Origin of the sequence: Azospirillum sp. TSH64, from assembly GCF_003116035.1 — a bacterium.
Taxonomy (GTDB): Bacteria; Pseudomonadota; Alphaproteobacteria; order Azospirillales; family Azospirillaceae; genus Azospirillum.
Genome location: NZ_LGQW01000015.1, coordinates 343,191 through 360,827 on the forward strand (window position 1 = coordinate 343,191; position 17,637 = coordinate 360,827).

16 protein-coding genes are annotated in these 17,637 nt (G+C 69.5%); 14 read left to right on the forward strand and 2 right to left on the reverse strand.

Going from position 1 to position 17,637, the window contains the following annotated elements:
• Window positions 1-37 precede the first annotated feature (37 nt).
• The 5 genes from TSH64_RS03065 (at window position 38) to TSH64_RS03085 (ending at window position 4,572) form a co-directional block, all read left to right on the forward strand.
• A complete protein-coding gene (locus TSH64_RS03065; protein ID WP_247872716.1) occupies window positions 38-592 on the forward strand; it encodes a hypothetical protein in 555 nt (184 codons plus the stop codon).
• The gene (locus TSH64_RS03070; protein WP_109095511.1) at window positions 589-1,938 is read left to right on the forward strand and encodes a GAF domain-containing protein; all 1,350 of its coding nucleotides are present in this window, start codon (window positions 589-591) and stop codon (window positions 1,936-1,938) included. The genes TSH64_RS03065 and TSH64_RS03070 overlap by 4 nt, the downstream gene beginning before the upstream one ends.
• A gap of 150 nt (window positions 1,939-2,088) precedes the next feature.
• The gene (locus tag TSH64_RS03075; RefSeq protein WP_109095512.1) at window positions 2,089-3,054 is read left to right on the forward strand and encodes a thiamine pyrophosphate-dependent dehydrogenase E1 component subunit alpha; all 966 of its coding nucleotides are present in this window, start codon (window positions 2,089-2,091) and stop codon (window positions 3,052-3,054) included.
• A 17-nt stretch (window positions 3,055-3,071) separates the two neighbouring features.
• On the forward strand, window positions 3,072-4,043 hold the full coding sequence (locus TSH64_RS03080; RefSeq protein ID WP_109095513.1) for a pyruvate dehydrogenase complex E1 component subunit beta: 972 nt from the start codon (window positions 3,072-3,074) through the stop codon (window positions 4,041-4,043).
• Between the two features lie 19 nt (window positions 4,044-4,062).
• Window positions 4,063-4,572, forward strand: a complete 510-nt coding sequence (locus TSH64_RS03085; protein ID WP_109452196.1) for a c-type cytochrome — start codon at window positions 4,063-4,065, stop codon at window positions 4,570-4,572.
• A gap of 23 nt (window positions 4,573-4,595) precedes the next feature.
• Here TSH64_RS03085 and TSH64_RS03090 read toward each other — a convergent pair whose 3' ends face one another.
• Window positions 4,596-5,825, reverse strand: coding sequence for a plasmid replication protein (locus TSH64_RS03090; protein WP_109095514.1), 1,230 nt, complete (start codon window positions 5,823-5,825; stop codon window positions 4,596-4,598).
• 750 nt (window positions 5,826-6,575) lie between these two features.
• Here TSH64_RS03090 and TSH64_RS03095 point away from each other — a divergent pair.
• From TSH64_RS03095 to TSH64_RS03110, 4 genes are all read left to right on the forward strand, one after another.
• The gene (locus tag TSH64_RS03095; RefSeq protein WP_109095515.1) at window positions 6,576-7,397 is read left to right on the forward strand and encodes a helix-turn-helix domain-containing protein; all 822 of its coding nucleotides are present in this window, start codon (window positions 6,576-6,578) and stop codon (window positions 7,395-7,397) included.
• Between the two features lie 11 nt (window positions 7,398-7,408).
• Window positions 7,409-8,041 (forward strand): hypothetical protein, encoded by a 633-nt coding sequence (locus TSH64_RS03100; RefSeq protein WP_247872717.1) that lies wholly within the window; start codon window positions 7,409-7,411, stop codon window positions 8,039-8,041.
• Window positions 8,042-8,201: 160 nt separating this feature from the next.
• Window positions 8,202-9,221 (forward strand): AAA family ATPase, encoded by a 1,020-nt coding sequence (locus TSH64_RS03105; RefSeq protein ID WP_109095516.1) that lies wholly within the window; start codon window positions 8,202-8,204, stop codon window positions 9,219-9,221.
• Entirely contained in the window at window positions 9,214-10,140 is a 927-nt protein-coding gene (locus TSH64_RS03110) for a ParB/RepB/Spo0J family partition protein (protein WP_109095517.1), read from the forward strand. Before TSH64_RS03105 ends, TSH64_RS03110 begins: the two co-directional genes overlap by 8 nt.
• 575 nt (window positions 10,141-10,715) lie before the next feature.
• Here the strand turns inward: TSH64_RS03110 and TSH64_RS03115 are convergent.
• Window positions 10,716-12,233: an aromatic amino acid lyase gene (locus tag TSH64_RS03115; protein WP_247872718.1), complete on the reverse strand. Its 1,518-nt coding sequence runs from the start codon at window positions 12,231-12,233 to the stop codon at window positions 10,716-10,718.
• Between the two features lie 126 nt (window positions 12,234-12,359).
• Between TSH64_RS03115 and TSH64_RS03120 the strand changes: the two genes are divergently transcribed.
• The 5 genes from TSH64_RS03120 to TSH64_RS03140 all read left to right on the forward strand — a co-directional run bounded on the left by TSH64_RS03120 (window position 12,360) and on the right by TSH64_RS03140 (window position 17,624).
• Complete coding sequence (locus TSH64_RS03120) at window positions 12,360-13,202, forward strand: PhnD/SsuA/transferrin family substrate-binding protein (RefSeq protein WP_109095519.1); 843 nt, start codon at window positions 12,360-12,362, stop codon at window positions 13,200-13,202.
• A 63-nt stretch (window positions 13,203-13,265) separates the two neighbouring features.
• The gene (locus tag TSH64_RS03125; protein ID WP_109095520.1) at window positions 13,266-14,831 is read left to right on the forward strand and encodes an ABC transporter substrate-binding protein; all 1,566 of its coding nucleotides are present in this window, start codon (window positions 13,266-13,268) and stop codon (window positions 14,829-14,831) included.
• 2 nt (window positions 14,832-14,833) lie between these two features.
• A complete protein-coding gene (locus TSH64_RS03130) occupies window positions 14,834-15,805 on the forward strand; it encodes an ABC transporter permease (RefSeq protein ID WP_247872719.1) in 972 nt (323 codons plus the stop codon).
• Window positions 15,805-16,641, forward strand: coding sequence for an ABC transporter permease (locus TSH64_RS03135; RefSeq protein WP_109095521.1), 837 nt, complete (start codon window positions 15,805-15,807; stop codon window positions 16,639-16,641). Before TSH64_RS03130 ends, TSH64_RS03135 begins: the two co-directional genes overlap by 1 nt.
• Entirely contained in the window at window positions 16,638-17,624 is a 987-nt protein-coding gene (locus TSH64_RS03140; RefSeq protein WP_109095522.1) for an ABC transporter ATP-binding protein, read from the forward strand. The genes TSH64_RS03135 and TSH64_RS03140 overlap by 4 nt, the downstream gene beginning before the upstream one ends.
• The last annotated feature ends 13 nt before the right edge of the window (window positions 17,625-17,637 follow it).

A 17,637-nucleotide genomic window follows, 5' to 3' on the forward strand; every position in this document is an offset into this window, starting at 1 on the left:
CTTGGTAGTCTGGGGCTGGACGACCGGAGAGGCTTTCGTGGCGAACGGCGGGCAGCGGGACGGGCAGCGGGGCGGGTGGCCGGAAAGAGTGGGGCCGGAGGGTGGAAGGCCGGCACGGGCTGGTCTGAGCGAGGCGATCCTGACCTTCCTGGAGCGTGGCGTCAGCCTGGTCGTATCGTCGAGCGACCGGGCGAACCGACCGCGGGTCGGGCGGGCGCTGGCGGTGAAGGTGCCGGCCGACGGGGCCTGGATCGGCGTCTGCCTCGACCGGACGGCGAACGCCGCCCTGTTGGCTGCGGTTGCCGAGACCGGACGCTTCGCCCTGGCGGCGACCGAGCCGAGCACGCATATCTCCATCCAACTGGCCGGCGAGGACGCCATCGTCACCGCAGCGGATGCCGAGGCGGCGGCGCTTGCCGCCCGCCACGTCGACGCCTTCTCCGCCGAACTGGCGCTGATCGGCTACAGCGACGCCTTCACCCGCGCCCTGATGGCGCATGACCCGGCCACACTGGCAATGGTCCGCTTCCGGCCGTCGCGGCTCTACGACCAGACACCGGGCCCGAAGGCCGGCACCGCGGTGCCGCCATGAGTGCCGCCACCAGCGCCTCCCTGACGCTCGATGCGATCCGCGCCTGCCTGGAAGGGGCGGTTCCGGCGACCATCGCCACCTGTGCGCCGGACGGAACGCCCAACGTCTCGCTGCTGTCGCAGGTCCATTACGTCGATCCCGACCACGTCGCGCTGTCCTATCAGTTCTTCAACAAGACTCGCGCGAACATCCTGGCGAACCCCATCGCCGTCCTGCAGTTGATCGACCCGCCGACCGCTGCGCAGTACCGGATGGAGCTGTGCTACCTGCGCACCGAGACCAGCGGTCCGCTGTTCGAGAGCATGAAGGCCAAGCTGGCCGGCATCGCCTCCCATGTCGGAATGCAGGACGTGTTCCGCCTGCTCGGCGCCGACCTCTACCGGGTGACGGCAATCGAGGCGGTGCCCGGCGGCGCGCCCCTTCCCGCGCCGGTCGCCCAGCGGAGCCTCCTGTCGGCGACCCGGCGGGCCTGCGAGGAGTTGCGCGGCTGCGCCGACCTGACGGAACTGCTCGACCACAGCCTGTGCGTGCTGCGGCGGCTGTTCGGGGTCGAGCATGCGCTGATCCTGATGCCGGACGCGGCGACCGACCGGCTCTTCACCGTCGCGGCACTCGGCTACGATTCCTCCGGCGTCGGGTCGGAGGTGGCGCCCGGCGAGGGGGTGATCGGCGTGGCCGCACGGGAACGGGTGCCGATCCGCATCACCCACATGACCAGCGACGTCGCCTACAGCCTGACCGCCCGCGACGGGGCGGAGGACGCCGGGCTGACCGGCGGCCCGGCCCGCGAGATCCCCTTTCCCGGGCTGGACCGGCCGCACAGCCAGCTGGCGGTGCCGATCCTGGCCGGGCGGCGGCTGGCCGGCGTGCTGTTCGTCGAGAGCCGGCAGGAGATGCGCTTCACCTACGACGACGAGGATGCGCTGGCGACGCTGGCCGCCCAGCTCGGCGCGCTGATGCAGGCCCTGCCCCCGGCGGAGGAGGTGGCACCCGTTCCCGCCGCCTGCCCGCAGGCCGGCGGCGCCCCGGTGGTGGTGCGCCACTACGCCGCCGACGACAGCGTGTTCGTCGACCACGATTATCTGATCAAGGGCGTGGCCGGCGCCATCCTGTGGAAGCTGGTGCGCGACCACACCACGCTCGGCCGCACCGACTTCACCAACCGCGAGCTGCGGCTGGCGCCAGACATCCCGCTGCCCGACTTCGCCGAGAATCTGGAAGCGCGGCTGATCCTGCTGCAACGCCGGCTGGCGGAGCGCTGCGGCGTGCTGCGCATCGAAAAGACCGGACGCGGGCGCTTCCGCCTGGTGGTGACGAAGCCGCTCCTCCTCCAGGAGACGTCGTGAACACCGTCCGGCTTTACTTTCCATCCCGACAGTTATCGGGTCAGAAACGGTTACGAATATTTTAGCATTCCGTTAGGCAACAGTTAGCAAGCCGGCGGCGATTGCCTGCGTAGGGTCCGTTCCGCACACAACGTCACGGAGCCGACCGACATGACCGCCCTTCCTCCCGTGGAGGCCCTGGAACGCATGATGCTGGAGCGCATGATGCTGATCCGGGCCTACGAAGAAACCCTGGTCGACCTGCATGGCCGCGGCCGCGCCGCCGGAACCTGCACCGCCATTGGGCAAGAGGCGTCGGCCGTCGGCGTCGTCGCGGCGCTGACCCCCGACGACCTGATCCTCACCAACCACCGCAGCGCCGGCCATCTGCTGGCCCGCGGCGCCGACCCCGGGCGGATGCTGGCGGAGGTGCAGGGCAAGAGCGGCGGCTATTGCGGCGGCAAGAGCGGGTCGCTGCACATCTCCGCCAGGGAGCTGGGCGTCGTCCTGACCTCCACCATCGTCGGCGGCGAGCTGGCGCTGGCGACCGGCGTCGGGCTGTCGCGCTCGATGCAGGGCGGCCCCGGCATCGTCGTCTGCTTCTTCGGCGACGGGGCGGCCTGCGAAGGGCGCTTCCACGAATCGCTGAACCTCGCCGCGGTGTGGAATCTGCCGATCCTCTATGTCTGCGAGAACAACCAGTGGCAGGCCTTCGTCCACCGCAAGGAGACGATGACGGCCGACGGCGTCGCCGACCATGCCGCCGCCTACGGCATCGACAGCGCGGTGGTCGACGGCAACGACCCGCTGGCGGTGTTCGAGGCCGCCGCCGCCGCGGTCGCCGCCATCCGCCGCACCGGCAAGCCCTTCCTGCTGGAGGCCATGACCTACCGGCTGCGCGGCCATTTCGAGCCGGACGACCAGTCCTATGTCGACCCCGGAGAGTTGGCCCGCTGGCGCGAACGCGACCCCGTCATCCTGCTGCGCGGCCGGCTGGAGCGCGACGGGCTGCTGGACGCCTCTGCCGCCGCCCGGATGGAGGAGCAGGTCAGGGCGCAGATGGAGGCGGCCGCCGCCTTCGCCGAGGCCAGCCCGTACCCGGCGCCCGAAGAGCTGACCCGCGACGTCTACGCCTGACCGAGGAGACCGACATCATGACCCAGATGACCGTGAACGATGCGATCTCCGCCGCGCTGGCCGAGGAGATGCGCCGCGACCCCTCCGTGCTGATCTTCGGCGAGGGCGTCGCCACCAAGCGCCGCGACCTGCTGGGCGAATTCGGCCCGGCCCGCGTCCGCAACACCCCACTGGCCGAAGGCATCATCGCCGGCACCGCCGCCGGGGCCGCCGCCACCGGCCTGCGCCCGGTGATCGACCTGCTGTTCGCCCCCTTCCTGTGCTACGCGATGGACGAGATCGTCAACAGCGCCGGCAAGCTGCGCTACATCTCCGGCGGACAGTTCAAGTTCCCGATGGTGGTGCTGGCGATGACCGGTGCCGGCTGGGGTGTCGGCGCCCAGCACAACCACAACATAGAATCCTGGTTCGTCCACAGCCCCGGCCTGAAGGTGGCGATGCCCTCGACCCCAGCCGACTTCAAGGGGCTGCTGAAGGCGGCGATCCGCGACGACAACCCGGTGCTGATCTTCGCCGACATCGCGCTCGGCTACAGCGCCGGCGAGGTGCCGGACGACATCGACGCGATCCCGCTGGGGCAGGCCGCACTGCGGCGGACAGGCGACGATGTGACGCTGGTCTCCTACGCCAAGACCGTGGGCACCTGCCTGGCTGCCGCCGACCGGCTGGCCGAGGCCGGCATTTCCGCCGATGTCCTCGACCTGCGCAGCCTGAAGCCGCTGGACGAGGACGCCATCCTGCGGTCGGTCGCCAAGACAGGCCGGCTGGTGGTCGTCCACGAGGCGAGCCGCCTGTGCGGCGTCGGGGCGGAGGTCGCGGCGCTGGTCGCCGAAAAGGCCTTCGCCAGCCTGCGGGCGCCGGTGCTGCGGCTGACCGGCCCGGACGCCCCGGCCCCGGCCAGCTTCCCGCTGGAGCAGGCCTTCGTTCCCCATGCCGACGCGGTGGTCGCGGCGGTCCAGTCCCTCGTCCATGGCGCGCTCGCCGCCTGATCATCCGGAGTTGCCGACGATGTTCCGCAAGACCCTGTGCACCGCCCTCCTGCTGTCCGCCGCCGCTCTCGCCTTCCACGCCGATGGGGCCCGCGCTGATGAGAGGGTGGAGCGCGGCAAGTATCTCGTCGCCCTCGGCGGCTGCAACGACTGCCACACGCCGGGCAACTTCCTCGGCAAGCCGGATTTCGCCCACGCGCTGAGCGGGTCGGAGGTCGGCTTCGAGATCCCGGGCCTGGGCGTGTTCCATGGCCCGAACCTGACGCCGGACAAAGCGACCGGGCTCGGCGAGTGGAGCGAGGATCAGATCGTCGCCACGCTGCGGACCGGCAAGCGGCCGGACGGGCGCATGCTGGCGCCGGTGATGCCGTGGATGGCCTTCTCCGTCCTGACGGACGCCGACGCCTATGCCATCGCCGCTTACCTGAAGAGCCTGCCGGCGGTCGCCAACAAGGTCCCCGGCCCCTTCGGCCCGACAGCGAAGCCGACCGGGTTCGTGATGCGGGTGGTGGCGCCGCAGAGCGAGTGAAACCGGCGGCCCGGCGGGTTCTCTCAGTCCTCGCCGATCGACACCAGTTCGGCCTTCCGGCGGCGCCGGGTGTCGGCCAGTTCCCTGGAATCGACCCGGACGAAGCTGCCCGGAGCCTGTTCGGCGTCGGTCGCACGGGCGATTTCCCGCCGGCTCCAGGCGGACACCCGATGCGCCTCGGCGATCTGATGCAGGAACAGGTCGGACGGACGCAGGCGGAAAATGATGTCGTCGTGCCGCTTGCCGACCTTGACGACCTCCCGTTCGACCTCCGCCAGAGCGCCGACCTTCTGCAGCACGTCGACGATGTCGGAAATCCACCGCAGCATGTTCGACCAGCGCGCCCATTCCGTCATGCCGCTATCGCGCATGATTTCCCGCGCGGTGATCTCGATGCTGGACCGGTCCTGGTGATGGCGTTGCAGCAGCGTGAAGGCCACGCGCTTGAACAGCCAGCGCGAGAACGGGTTGGCGATGCGCATCAGCCATTCATAGGAGATGCGCTGCTGCTCGACGCTGCGGATGGTGTTTTCCACCATCCAGTTGAACTGCACGGCGGTCTCGACGTCGGCGCGGCCGTTCTCGTCCGGCGAGCCGCCGGCATTGACGTCCTGGTTGCGCATCCACAATTGCGGGAAGACGCTGGAATCGAGCAGGGCGTTCTTCCCGCCCTTCTCCGCGATGACGATGGTCGAGCGGCGCAGGACGAGAAGCGCCTCCTTGAGTTCCGGCAGGCTCAGCGTGTGCTTGACCCGCCGAAGCTCCTGCATCACCTCGTAAAGGGTGAATTTGAAGACGATGGAGTCCTTGTCCCCGGTCGACAGCCGGGCCTTCTCGGCCGCAAGCCGGCGGATGACCTCCTCGACGACCTGCTCCTTCTCGCCGGGGAACATGTCGATTTCCTCGACGACCTCGGTGGCGCCCTCCTTCACCCGGCGCTCGATGCGGGCCGGCAGGATCTTGAGCGAATAGCTCTTGTCGTTGAAGACGAACTCGCGCTTCACCTGGCGCAGGAACCGCGGCTTGGCCGGATCGGGCTCCGCGGCGTCGACCGCGCCGGCGGAGCGCTTGCGGCCGTTGGACCGTGCGACATCGGAGGCGAAAAAAACCCATTTGGGCGCAACATCGTAGAGGCCGACGAAATGGGTCGTGCGCTTGGCGTCGTCGGGCTCGTCGATCTCGAACAGCGCGAACTGGAGCGGCAACGCCATCTGCTTCACGTCGCCCTTTCCGCCCGGTGTGTTGCTCGACATCTTGGGGTCTCCAGCCACGTCTCCAGCGATACACGCTATGGGGTTGGACGTCCGATGCGCAACGACGGATTTGGCATGCCCTCCCCCAAGCCGGTAGGTACCGGGTGCAGATAGCTAGGTTGCGGGTGCAGAAGCGATAGGTACCGGGTGCGGACCGGTAGGTACCGGGTGCAGGAAAATGCGGGACCGGCTGCCGGACATTCCTTTCTGCACCCGGCACCTACCGGAAACCCGTCCGAATCGGGCTGGAAATGCCCGGCCGGATTCCGGGGACGGTCCCTGGGGCGCCCCCCGAGGCGCCGGGATCTCCAGCCTCCGCAGCGATCTGCACCCGATGCCTACCCATCCGTGCCGGCCGCCACGCCGGCAAGCGGTCGGTAGGTGCCGGGTGCAGCAACGCCACCGGCGATTCTCCCAGGTGTAACGGCCAAGCCTCTATACGGTAGGCACCGGGTGCAGAAAGCGGACTGTCGTCCGGCCCCTCCTGCCGCTGCGGCCGTGTGCGGAGTCCAGCGCCGGTCCCCGATAGGAGCCGGGTGCAGATGGACCGCTCCGATTCGCAGTGTTTCTGCACCCGGTGCCTATCCATCGGCACCCGCATCCTACCGGGCCGCATCCGGCACCTACGCATCTGCACCCGACACCTAACGGTGGGCGCCGGGTGCAATTTGGCCGATGCCCGTCCCTCGGGGAATCCTTCCCGCAGATCCGTCGGCCCGTGCCGATTGCCAGACCTCGCAGGAGCACCCGATGCGCAGCTCGCCGACCGACAGCACCAGCCGCTGGGGCAGGATTCCCGCCTGGTGGCTCGACCACCCCGATCTCGACGCCGACGGGTTCGCCATCCTGGCGGCACTCGCCACCTTTGCCGACGAGGAAGGCGTCTGCTGGCCGTCGCAATCGACGCTCGCCGCCAAACTCAAGCGGTCGCGCCCGACAATCAACCGAATCCTGCAACGGCTGGACGACATCGGTCTCGTCCGCATCGAGCACCGCCGCGGCCGTGACGGCTCCCGGCTGTCCTGCCTCTACCGGCTGCGCGTCGAGCGGGATGGGGTCAGGGCCGCGGAGGAGGTGCCGCGCCCCGCCGCCAGCGGGTCTGTCCATGCGGAGGACAGGGATGACTCGGTCGTGAACGCCCCCTGTCCGCCAGCGAGTCAGAAACACCTCCATTCCGAACAGATTCCAGACTCGCTCGCCACGGGCGGGCGCGGACAGCTATCCGACGTGCCTGCGGATTGGATGCCGACCGCCGATGATCTCGCCTGGGCGGGCAGCCGTTTCGGCACGGTCGATCTCGGCCGGCATGTCGAGGGCTTCGTCCTGCGCTGCCAGGCACATGGCTACCGCTACCGCGACATCTCCGCGGCGTGGCGCGCCTGGCTGATCCAGGATGCGGCCGCCGGCAAGGCACCCGCGGCCAGGATTGCGGCGACCGGGGGCTCCCTTCCGCATTCCGCTCCGCCGGCCTCCCGGCCACGCGAAAGCTCTGCCGAACAGCGCGTCAATGCCTGGATGACCGTCGCGGCGCGGCTCAGGGACACCAAGACCGAACCCCGTTCCTGGCTGTGAGGAGAACCGCCATGTCAGCCTCCATGTCAGCCGCCGCCCTGATGCCGGTGCCGGAGCGCTCACCGCTGCCCTTCGACCCCGCGATGCCGCCGGGCGACCGCCGCCGGCTGCTCGTTGACGCCTTGCCGGAACCGTTGCGCGAGATCCTGGCCGCCGGCCGGCTCGAACACCGTCCGCGCTTCGGTGACAATGGCTTCGACGGCCTATCCGAGATTTGGTCGCCACCCGCCACCGTCACCGCCCGGCAGGCCGCCATGGCGCAATGGGCGCTGGCCGACCTCGAAGGATCGGTCCTGGCCCCGGTGGAGCCCGACCGGCTGCTCGGCCGTATCCTGGCGCTGCTGTCGCATTACCCCGCCAAGGGATTGACGCCCGAGGTGGAGCAGCTGGTTGCGATGGACTGGGTCGAGGATCTGGGCGAGTTTCCTGGGTGGGCAATCGACCAGGCGGCGCGCATCTGGCGCCGGACACGGAAATGGCGGCCGAGCATCGCCGAAATGCGGGCATTGTGCGAGGAGGCCTGTGCGAAGGAACGCCAGCTCGCCGAGTGTCTCCGCAAACTGGCGGGCGCCGCCCTGCCCAGACCATCGGTTCCGGGTTTCACGCGGCTGGCCGAGGCTTCCTGCATCCGCCGTTTTCCCTGAGTCCAGGCCTTGATCGCAGCGTTCGCCGGTGTTGCCGAAAAGCCAGGGTGGCTGCGAGACGCTAACGCGGGCATGGCCGGCCCATCCGAACGGCGTTGACAGGTGTGAGTGTCTCACACTATCGGTGACCCGGCTGGACTTGACGGATTGGGGAGGGGGCATGCTCGGCGAACAGTTGAAGGCGTACCGGGAGGCGCGCGGGCAATCGAGGGAAGACTTCGCGGCCTTCCTGAACGAGGGCCTGGACCGCTCTTACGACCGCCAGCGGATTTCGCGCTGGGAGAATGGCGGCGAGCGCATTCCGCAGGCCGTCGTCGCCTTTGTCCGCAAGCACCCGGTGCTTCCGGTCGAGAAGCCCGGCCCGGCGCTGGTGGTGTCGCTGGCGAACCAGAAGGGCGGTGTCGGCAAGACCACGGGCTGCGTCAATGTCGGCCGCATGCTGGCCGACCGCGGCTATTCAGTCGTGCTGGTGGATTCCGACCCCCAGGCCAACGCCGGCATCCATCTCAGTGTCGACGTCGTCGCCTGCGAGGAAGCCGAGAAGACCCTCTATTATGTCCTCAAGGGGGCGGCGAAGGCGGAGGAGTGTCTGGTCGAGACCCGCAACCCGCGCCTCCGGGTGCTGCCCTCCTCCCTCAAGCTGGCTGAGAGCGAGACCGAGCTTGCCGCCCAGCAGTTCTCGCACAACACCTTGCGCAGCCGTCTTGCCGAACTGCGCCGCAGCGTCGATTTCATCCTCATCGACTGCCCGCCCACACTGGGGCATCTGGTGACCAACGCTCTGGTGGCCAGCGACACGGTGCTGATCCCGTGCCAGACCCAGCCGCTCGCCTTCATGGGGATGGGCACGCTGCGCAAACAGATCGACTTCGTGCGTGAACGCGGCAATCCCACCCTGTCGCTGCTCGGCATCGTCCCGACCTTCTATTCCGGCCGCACGACCCAGGATCAGGCCACGCTGAAGGACATGCACGACACCTACGGGCAGGAGGTTCACATTTTCCCGCCGATTCCCAACACCACGCTCTACCCGCAATCCTCGGCCGGCGGCGATGCGCTGGTCGCCTTCAACGCCAAGGCGCCGGGGATCGGAACCTTCGATCTGGTGGTGCAGACCCTGATCGCGGAACGCGACCGCCGCATCGTTCGGGCCAGTCATGGAGTGATGACGCATGGCTAAGGGCATTCCGCGCTCCAACATGGGGCTTATCGCCAAGAGCAGCGATCAGAACAGCGCCAGCCCGGTGCGGCTCGACAGCAACGCGCTGACCGGCAAGGCCGTCCCCTTCGAGCGGCCTTTCGCCTGCGACATCGGGCTGGTAGTGACCAATCCCGACCAGCCGCGCAAGATCTTCCGGGAGGAGGATCTGGCGTCTCTGGCCGCCTCGCTCGACCGGCATGGCCTGAAGCAGCCGATCGGTGTGCAGCAGCAGGCCAACGGCGAATATCTTCTGGTGTGGGGCGAGCGGCGTTGGCGGGCCGCCCGGTCGCTGGGCTGGCCGACCATCACCGCGGTCCTGACCGCCGGCGATCCGCTCGAGGTGGCGCTGGTCGAGAATGTGCAGCGTGTCGACCTGTCTCCGTTCGAGCAGTCCGATGCGTTGCAGGGGTTGAAGGAGCGTCACGGCTACACGGACGAGGCGCTTGCCGGCATCGTCGGCAAGGATCGCAGCATGATCTCCAAGCTGCTCCGCCTGCAATCCCTGCCTGGATTGGTCCGCAAGGAATATGCGGAGCATGAGCCGACGCTCCGCTTCCTCCTCACCCTGACCCGGGCCGCGTCGGAAGCGTCCGCCCTTGCCATGTGGGCTCAATGGAAGAGCGGTGACGAGCCGGGAAATCCCGATCCGGATGGTGAGCCGCCGCAGCGCAAGAGCGCCGAGGAGGAGGGCGAGCGCCTTCCCCACAACCCGGCCGACGGCTCGCCGGAGATGGCGCTGAGCGCCTTGCCGCAGCGGGTGTTCCGCGTCCTCAACCGGGCTCAGGAAACCATCAGCGCGATGGTAGAGAAGCCGCGTCCGCTGACCGACGAGGATTGGCAGCGGCTGATGCGGATGCGGTCGCTGATCGACACGCTGCTTGAACAGCGCAAGGCGTAGTCGGGGGATCGTGCAATGGGAACGGTTCCCATTGCACGGCGCCCCCGTGCCATGGACGTGCCGATGACCGCCGACCCGCTTAAACGTGTGGTCCTGCCGGTCCGTTCGATGGGAACGGTTCCCATCGGACAGCGCGCCGCGCCTGTTCAAACCGCCTTCAGCACCCGGCGACGCAGCGGGTCGGACTAAGCCCGGCCAGCCATTCATCCAGTCACCCCACCCCGCGCCGGTGCGGTTCAGGGTGACGGCGCGGCAAACCGCATTCAGCAGTCACATCGCCCTGGGACATTCAGGCCATCTCTGTCGGGCGCCGGGGAGCGATGCCCAGCCATCAGACCCTGCTGTCGGATATCGGGCGGTTTGGGCTTTCGATGGAAGAGGCCACCGACCTCCGTCGTGTCGACCGCTGCCTGGAGCGATTGGCGCTGCCCGGCTGGTCGAGACCTTGAACCTATCGGATTGAAGTCGCGGCCTCTCGCCGAGGATGCCCTTTCAGCGCGCCCTTTGGCTCTCCACGCCGGCCCTCTTGTTATCGTCGCCGGTCTGCTGCCACCTCATCCGCCCGGTTTCGGCGATCATCTGGATGTGGCGGTCGCGAAGGATGGAGGCGAAGCCGCGATCGCTCTCGCCAACCGCTCGAAGTCGGGTCCTTGCGAGCGGTCCTCGTCCAGCGGCGGCACGAGACTGCGGACGAAAGCGTGCACCGCGCCGGTGCCGGCGCCGAGGACGAGGGGACCGCGCAAATCCACCGCCTGTGCCGCCGCCGCCAGTTCGATTGCGGTCAGCCAGCGCAGCCGCTCGACGATCTCGCCGGTCTTGGCGACGACGGCTGGCGCCATCGAGGCATGGTCCTCGATGCCGTCCGCAACCGGCAGGACGCCGAGCGAGGCCGGCAAGGCGAGATGGCGGATTTCCGCCTCCAGCGCCGCAATCGTCTTCTGGACGGTGGCGAAGCCGGTGCGGCTCTGGCCCTGCGGGGTGAGGAAGCGCGGCAGGTCGGAAACCGCGGGGGACATCAGTTTCATCGTGCGGTGGGCGGCCATGGTCGCCGCCTGGGCCAGCGCCTGTCCCAACGCCTCGAACCGCAGAACCAGGGCGGTCATGTCGAAATTGCCGTTGTGCAGCATCCAATCCTGTCCGCCCTCTTCGGCGATGACCACCAGAGGGTTGTCGGCGGCGGCATTCAGTTCGATGGCGACCGGTTCGCGCGCGGCCTCCAGCGTCACGCGGACGGCGCCATGGACCGGGGCGAGGCAGCGGAAGCTCAACGGGTCCTGGAGGCGCCTCGCGGCCCCCGGCTTCTCCAGCGCGCTGCCGGCGAGCAAGGCCCGCAGCCGGGCCGCCGCCTCCGCCTGTCCGGGGGCGGGCCGTGCCTGCTGGACGCGCGGGTCGAGCGGCTCCAGCTGCGCCCGGAACCCTTCGCAGCTCAGTGCCGCCGCCGCGTCCATCGCGTCCAGCGCCACGCGGGCATCCTCCAGCACCAGGCATCCCTGGCCGACCGACAGGGCGTTGGCGACGACGACGGCATGACCGTCCTTGAGGCCGAGGACCGGTGGCGTCAGTCCGGCACGCGCGAGGGCCGCATCGGCGGGCAGGATGTCCCCGCCGACCTCCGCTTCGGTGTCCGGGTCGCCGAGCAGGGCGCGGCCGAGATGGGCGAGCGGAGCCAGATCGTCGGCGCCGATGGAGCCCTTGGACGGCACCTGCGGATGGAAGCCGGCGTTCAACGCGGCGACGAGTGCCTGCAACATCGCCGGCGACGACCCGCTGCCGCCTGCGGCATAACCGGCGGCGCGGACCAGCATCATTGCGCGCAGGATGTCGGTCGGTAGGGGCTGTCCCACCCCGACGGCGCGGGCCGGAACCGCCCGCTGCTGGAAGGCGATGAGGTCGTCGGCCGTCAGCCGGGTGTCCACGCCGGCTCCGAGCCCGGTCGTCAGGCCATAGACCGGGACTTCAGCGTCCGCCAGCCGTTCGACCACCGCGCGGGCCGCGGCGATGCGCGGCGCCACCAGCGGACCGAGGGCGACTGTCCGCCGCTGCCGCGCCACCCCGACCACCGCCTCGATCGTCAACGGGCCGGCGCCGAGCACCAAAGGGTCCTGCCGCATTTCCAGATCACATCTGTAGTTTCCAAATCATTTTCCTATTGATCGCCACGATATTTGTCTATCAATTTAATCGGCTAAAATCAGAAAAACACAGATCTATGGTGAAATATGGCGGTCGTGGGTGGGAGCGGGGAAGGCGGGGCGCTGGCCGCCAATGCGCGCATGTACGCGCCGAACGCCGATGCTGCCGCTGCGTGGCGGGCGCTGTTCGACTGGGTGTCCGCGCGGTCCGGCGTGCCGCTTGCGGTGCTCGACCATGCATTCCCGGCCCGGCTGGAGGATCTGTGGAGTCGTGACGATCTTGGCGCCACCTTCATGTGCGGTTGGCCCTTCGTCCGCGCCGGCTCCCGGCACCGCATCGTCGCCGCCCCGGTGCCGGCGGCGGCCCGCTATGGCGGGCGGGCGGAATACCGGACCGACTTCGTGGTCCGGGCGGAGTCCGCCATCCACCGGCTGGAGGACAGTTTCGGCGGGCGGCTGGCCTTCACGGTGGACCACTCCCAGTCCGGCTACAACGCCCCGCGGCACCATCTGCTTCGCTTCCGCACGGCTGAACGGCCAAACCTCTACGCCGCCACGGTCGGCCCCTGCGTGACGCCGAAACGGGTGCTCGACACCGTGCTGGACGGCAGCGCCGATGTGGCGCCGCTCGACGGCTACACGCTGGAGCTTATGCTGCGCCACGATCCCGAACTAGGAAAGCGCATCCGCATCGTCGCCAGCACCGACCCGGTGCCGATGCCGCCGCTGGTCGCCAGCCCGTCGGTCCCGGACGAGGCCGTGGAGGCCCTGCGCGCCGCCTTCCTGGCCAGCGGCGAGGCGCCCGCCCTGGAGGCTGTGCGCGACGCGCTGGTGCTGGCCGGGTTCGCCGTTACCGATCCGGCGGATTACGCCGTCACCGAACGCTGGGCCGCCGAGGCGCTGGCCGCCGGCTACCCGGCGCCGGGCTGACCCCCATCCATCCGAAACGCACGCACCATCGAAAACGCAGGCAAGACAGGAAGGATCACCACCATGGTCGATGTGACGAGGCGCCAGCTTCTGGCCGCCGGGGCGGCATTCGGTGTCGCCGGCACCGGCTTCTCCCTGCCGGTTCTCGCCCAGTCCGAGAAGGGAGCGGGCCGCAAAAGCATCACGCTGGCGCTGCCGCGCGACGTGCAGCCGCCCTTCGACCCGCTGAACCGGCTGAGCTATCCGGAGGGCAACATCCTGCGCTCCGTCCTGCAGGGGCTGATCGCCTTCAAGCCCGGCAGCTTCGAGTGGGAACTGTCGGCGGCCAAGCGCATCGAGCAGGTGTCCGACACCGTCATCGAGTTCGAGCTGAAACCCGGCCTCAAATTCCACGACGGCTTCGGCGAACTGACCGCCGACGACGTGAAGTTCTCGTTCGAGCGGGCGATCAAGCCCGGTCCCGACGGCAAGCTTCCGCTGCACGGCAAGGATCTGGCGGCGCTGGAGGAGGTCGAGGTCACCGGCACCTACACCGGCCGGATCAAGCTGAAGACCCCTGCCCCGGCGCTGTGGCAGGTGGTGCTGCCCGACAATTCCGGCCTGATCGTCTCGCGCAAGGCGTTCGAGGCCGGGGCCTACCGTGCCGACCAGCCGACGAAGGTCATCGGCACCGGCCCCTACCGGCTGGCCGAATGGCGTCCCAACGAGCGCGTGGTCCTGCGCGCCAACCCGGACTTCCAGGGGCCGAAGCCCGGCTTCGAGGAGATCGTTCTGCGCCCGGTGCGCGATCCGAAGACCGCCGAGCTGGCCTTCCGCGCCGACGAGCTGCAATTCACCGCCATCGAGCCGGCGAACGCCGCCGACGTGGCCAAGATACCGGGCACCAAGATCCTCAAGCAGGATTCGATCAACTTCGTGTGGATCGGCATCAATGTCGAGAAGGCGCCCTTCACCGACCTGCGCGTCCGTCAGGCGATCCGGCTTGCCATCGACGTCGATCAGGTGATCGAGGGCGCCTACAACGGCGCGGTCGGCCGGGCCTATGCCCCGGTGGCGCCGGGGCTGCTCGGCTATTGGAAGGATGCGCCGCGCCGCGCCCGCGATGTCGCCGCCGCGAAGAAACTGCTGGCCGAGGCCGGCGTCTCCGGCCTGCGCACCCGGCTGACGCTGCTCAACAAGCCGGCCTACCAGAATGCCGGCATCATCATCCAGGCCCAGCTTGCCGAGGCCGGGATCACGCTGGACCTCGACGTGCAGGAGGGCGGCAGCTACTGGTCGGCCGGCAATGGCGAGGCCGGCAAAAATCTGGAGCTGTCGCTCCAGCGTTTCGGCGGCAAGGCCGACCCGTCCTTCCAGCTGCAATGGTTCACCGCAGCCCAGATCGGCAGCTGGAACTGGCAGCGCTGGAACAATCCGCAATACGACGCGCTGTTCGCCAAGGCCGGCGCCATCACCGACGCGGCCGAGCGCGCCCGGCTCTACATCGAGGCGCAGAAACTGATCGACGAGTCCGCCGCCTTCATCTGGCTGACCCACGAGGTCAACGTCTATGCCCTGAAGGACTGGCTGGTGCCGGGCATCCTGCCCAACGGCGACGACCAGCTGTTCAACCGCTTCGGCGCGGCCTGACCGTGGCGGGAGCCCTGCCGGTCCTCCTGCGGCATGCCGGGCAGCGCCTCGCCTCCACCCTGCTGGTGCTGGCGGGGGCGGTCGCCCTGCTGTTCGTGCTGACCCTGTTCATCTCCGGCAACCCGGCGCAGGTGCTGCTCGGCCCCCGCGCCACGCCGGAGGCGGTGCAGGCCTTCGCCCAGGCGATGGGGCTCGACCGTCCGGTGCACGAGCGCTTCGCCCTGTTCGTCTGGAACGTGCTGCACGGCGATCTCGGCACCGACGTGGTGTCGGGGCGCCCGGTGGCGGCGCTGGTGGTGGAGGTGCTGCCCTATACCGTCACCCTGACGCTGTCGGCCATCGCCATCGCCGTGCTGTTCGGCGTGCCGCTCGGCTGCTACGCAGCGACGCATCCGGGCAGCGTCCTGGACCGGGCGGCGGCGGCGGTCAGCATCGGCTTCATCGCCATCCCGAACTTCGTGGTGGCGATCCTGCTGCTGCTGGTCTTCTCCATCTGGCTGGACTGGTTCCCGGTGCTGGGCGTCAGCCGGTCGGGGGACATCGGCGACCAGCTGGCGCGGCTGGCCCTGCCGGCGGTGTCGCTGGCGCTCGGCTGGATCGGCTACATCGCCCGGCTGCTGCGCGCCTCGCTGCTGGAGGTGTTGGGCGAGCCGCACATCCGCACGCTGCGTGCCTATGGCGTGCCGGACCGGACGATCGTCTACAAATACGCCCTGAAGCCGGCGGCCACCCCGACGGTGGCGATCCTCGGGCTGGGCGTCGGCCGGCTGCTCGGCGGCGCCATCTTCGCCGAGATCGTTTTCGCCCGGCCCGGCATCGGCACGCTGGTCTACGACGCGATCTCCTCGCGCAACTACCCGGTGGTGCAGGCCTGCGTGCTGGTGGTGGTGGCGCTGTTCACCCTGACCAATCTGGCCGTCGATCTCAGCTATGCCTGGCTCGACCCGCGCATCCGCCGGGCGGGAGACCGCTGATGCACGCCGTCCTGAACCGCATCTGGCGGGAGCCGGGCGGACGCGCGGGGCTGCTGCTGGTCGCGGCGGTGCTGCTGCTCGGGCTGGCCGGGCCGTCGCTGGTTCCCCATGATCCCAACAGGCTCGACATCCTGGCCCGCTTCGGCGGGCCGTCGGCGGCGCATTGGCTCGGCACCGACCATCTCGGCCGCGACCTGCTGAGCCGGATCGCCGACGGTGGGCGGGTGGCGCTGCTGGTGGCGCTCTCGACCATCGCCGTGGCGCTCGCCGCCGGCACCCTGCTCGGCATCGCCGCCGCCTACGCGCCGCCGCGGGCTGAGCGGTCGATCCTCGCCGCCTTCGACATCGTCAGCGCCTTTCCCATCGTCGTCTTCGCGCTGGCGGTGGTGGCGCTGATGGGGCCGGGGCTGGACAAGGTGATCCTGATCGTCGCCGTGACGCTGGTCCCGCATTTCGGCCGGGTGGCGCGGGCGCAGACGCTGAGCCTGCGCAACAGCCCCTTCCTGGAGGCCGAGCGCGTGCTGGGCGCCTCGCCGCTGCGCATCGCCCTGCATCATCTGGTGCCCAACATCCTGGGGCCGCTGGTGGTGCTGGCCAGCATGGACGTGCCCGTCGTCATCACCATCGAGGCGGGCCTGAGCTTCCTCGGCGTCGGGGTGCCGCCGCCGCGCGCAAGCTGGGGAACGCTGCTGCATGACGGCTACATCACCCTGTCGCAATCGCCCTGGCCGGTGATCGCCGCCGGTGCGGTGCTGACGCTGGCGACGCTGGGCTTCACCCTGTTCGGCGAAGCGCTGCGCGATGCCATAGATCCGAAGCTGAGGACGGAACCGTGACCGCTTCCCCGCAAGAGGCGGAGCCGCTGATCGCCATCCGCGACCTGTCGGTTTCCTTCGCGACCGGCGCCGGCCCGGCCGACGTGCTGCGCAACGTGTCGCTGGACCTCGGGCGCGGGCGCGTCGTCGGGCTGGTCGGGGAATCCGGGTCGGGCAAATCGACCCTGGCCTCGGCCATCCCGCGCCTGCTGCCGCGCAACCTGTCGCGGCTGGAGGGCAGCATCCGCTATGGCGGGCGCGACCTGCTGGCCTTGCCCGACCGCGAGCTGGCGGCACTGCGCGGCACCCGCTTCGCGATGATCTTCCAGGACCCGATGGCGGCGCTGAACCCGGTCTTCCGGATCGGCACCCAGTTGGTCGATCTGCAACGCGCCAAGCGCCCGAAGGACAGGCGCCGAGCCCTGCTGGCACGGGCGGCGGCGATGCTGGCCCGCGTCGGCATTCCCGACGCCGAACGGCGGCTGTCCGATTACCCGCACCAGTTCAGCGGCGGCATGCGCCAGCGGATCATGATCGCCGCCGCCCTGCTGGCCGAGCCCGACCTGCTGATCGCGGACGAGCCGACGACCGCGCTGGACCCCACCATCGAAGGGCAGATCGTCGCCCTGATCGAGGAGCTTCGGCAGGACTATCGCGGCACCATCCTGCTGATCGCCCACAGCCTGGGGCTGGTGTCGCAGCTGTGCGACGACGTGGCGGTGCTCTATGCCGGAACGCTGGTGGAGAGCGGACCGGCGGCCGCCGTGCTGGGCGACCCGCGCCACCCCTACACCCGCGCCCTGCTGGCCTGCGAGATCGGCCCCGGCGTCGCCCGGCGCGCCACGCTGGCCTCGATCCCCGGCGAGGTGCCGGACGCGACGCGCCTGCCGCAGGGTTGCGTCTTCGCCCCGCGCTGCCCGCAGGCAGCGGAGCCCTGCCGGGCTGCGGTGCCGCCGCTGCGCACGCTCGGCAGCGGCCGATCCGTCGCCTGCGCCCTGGTCTGAGGAAATTGGTCTG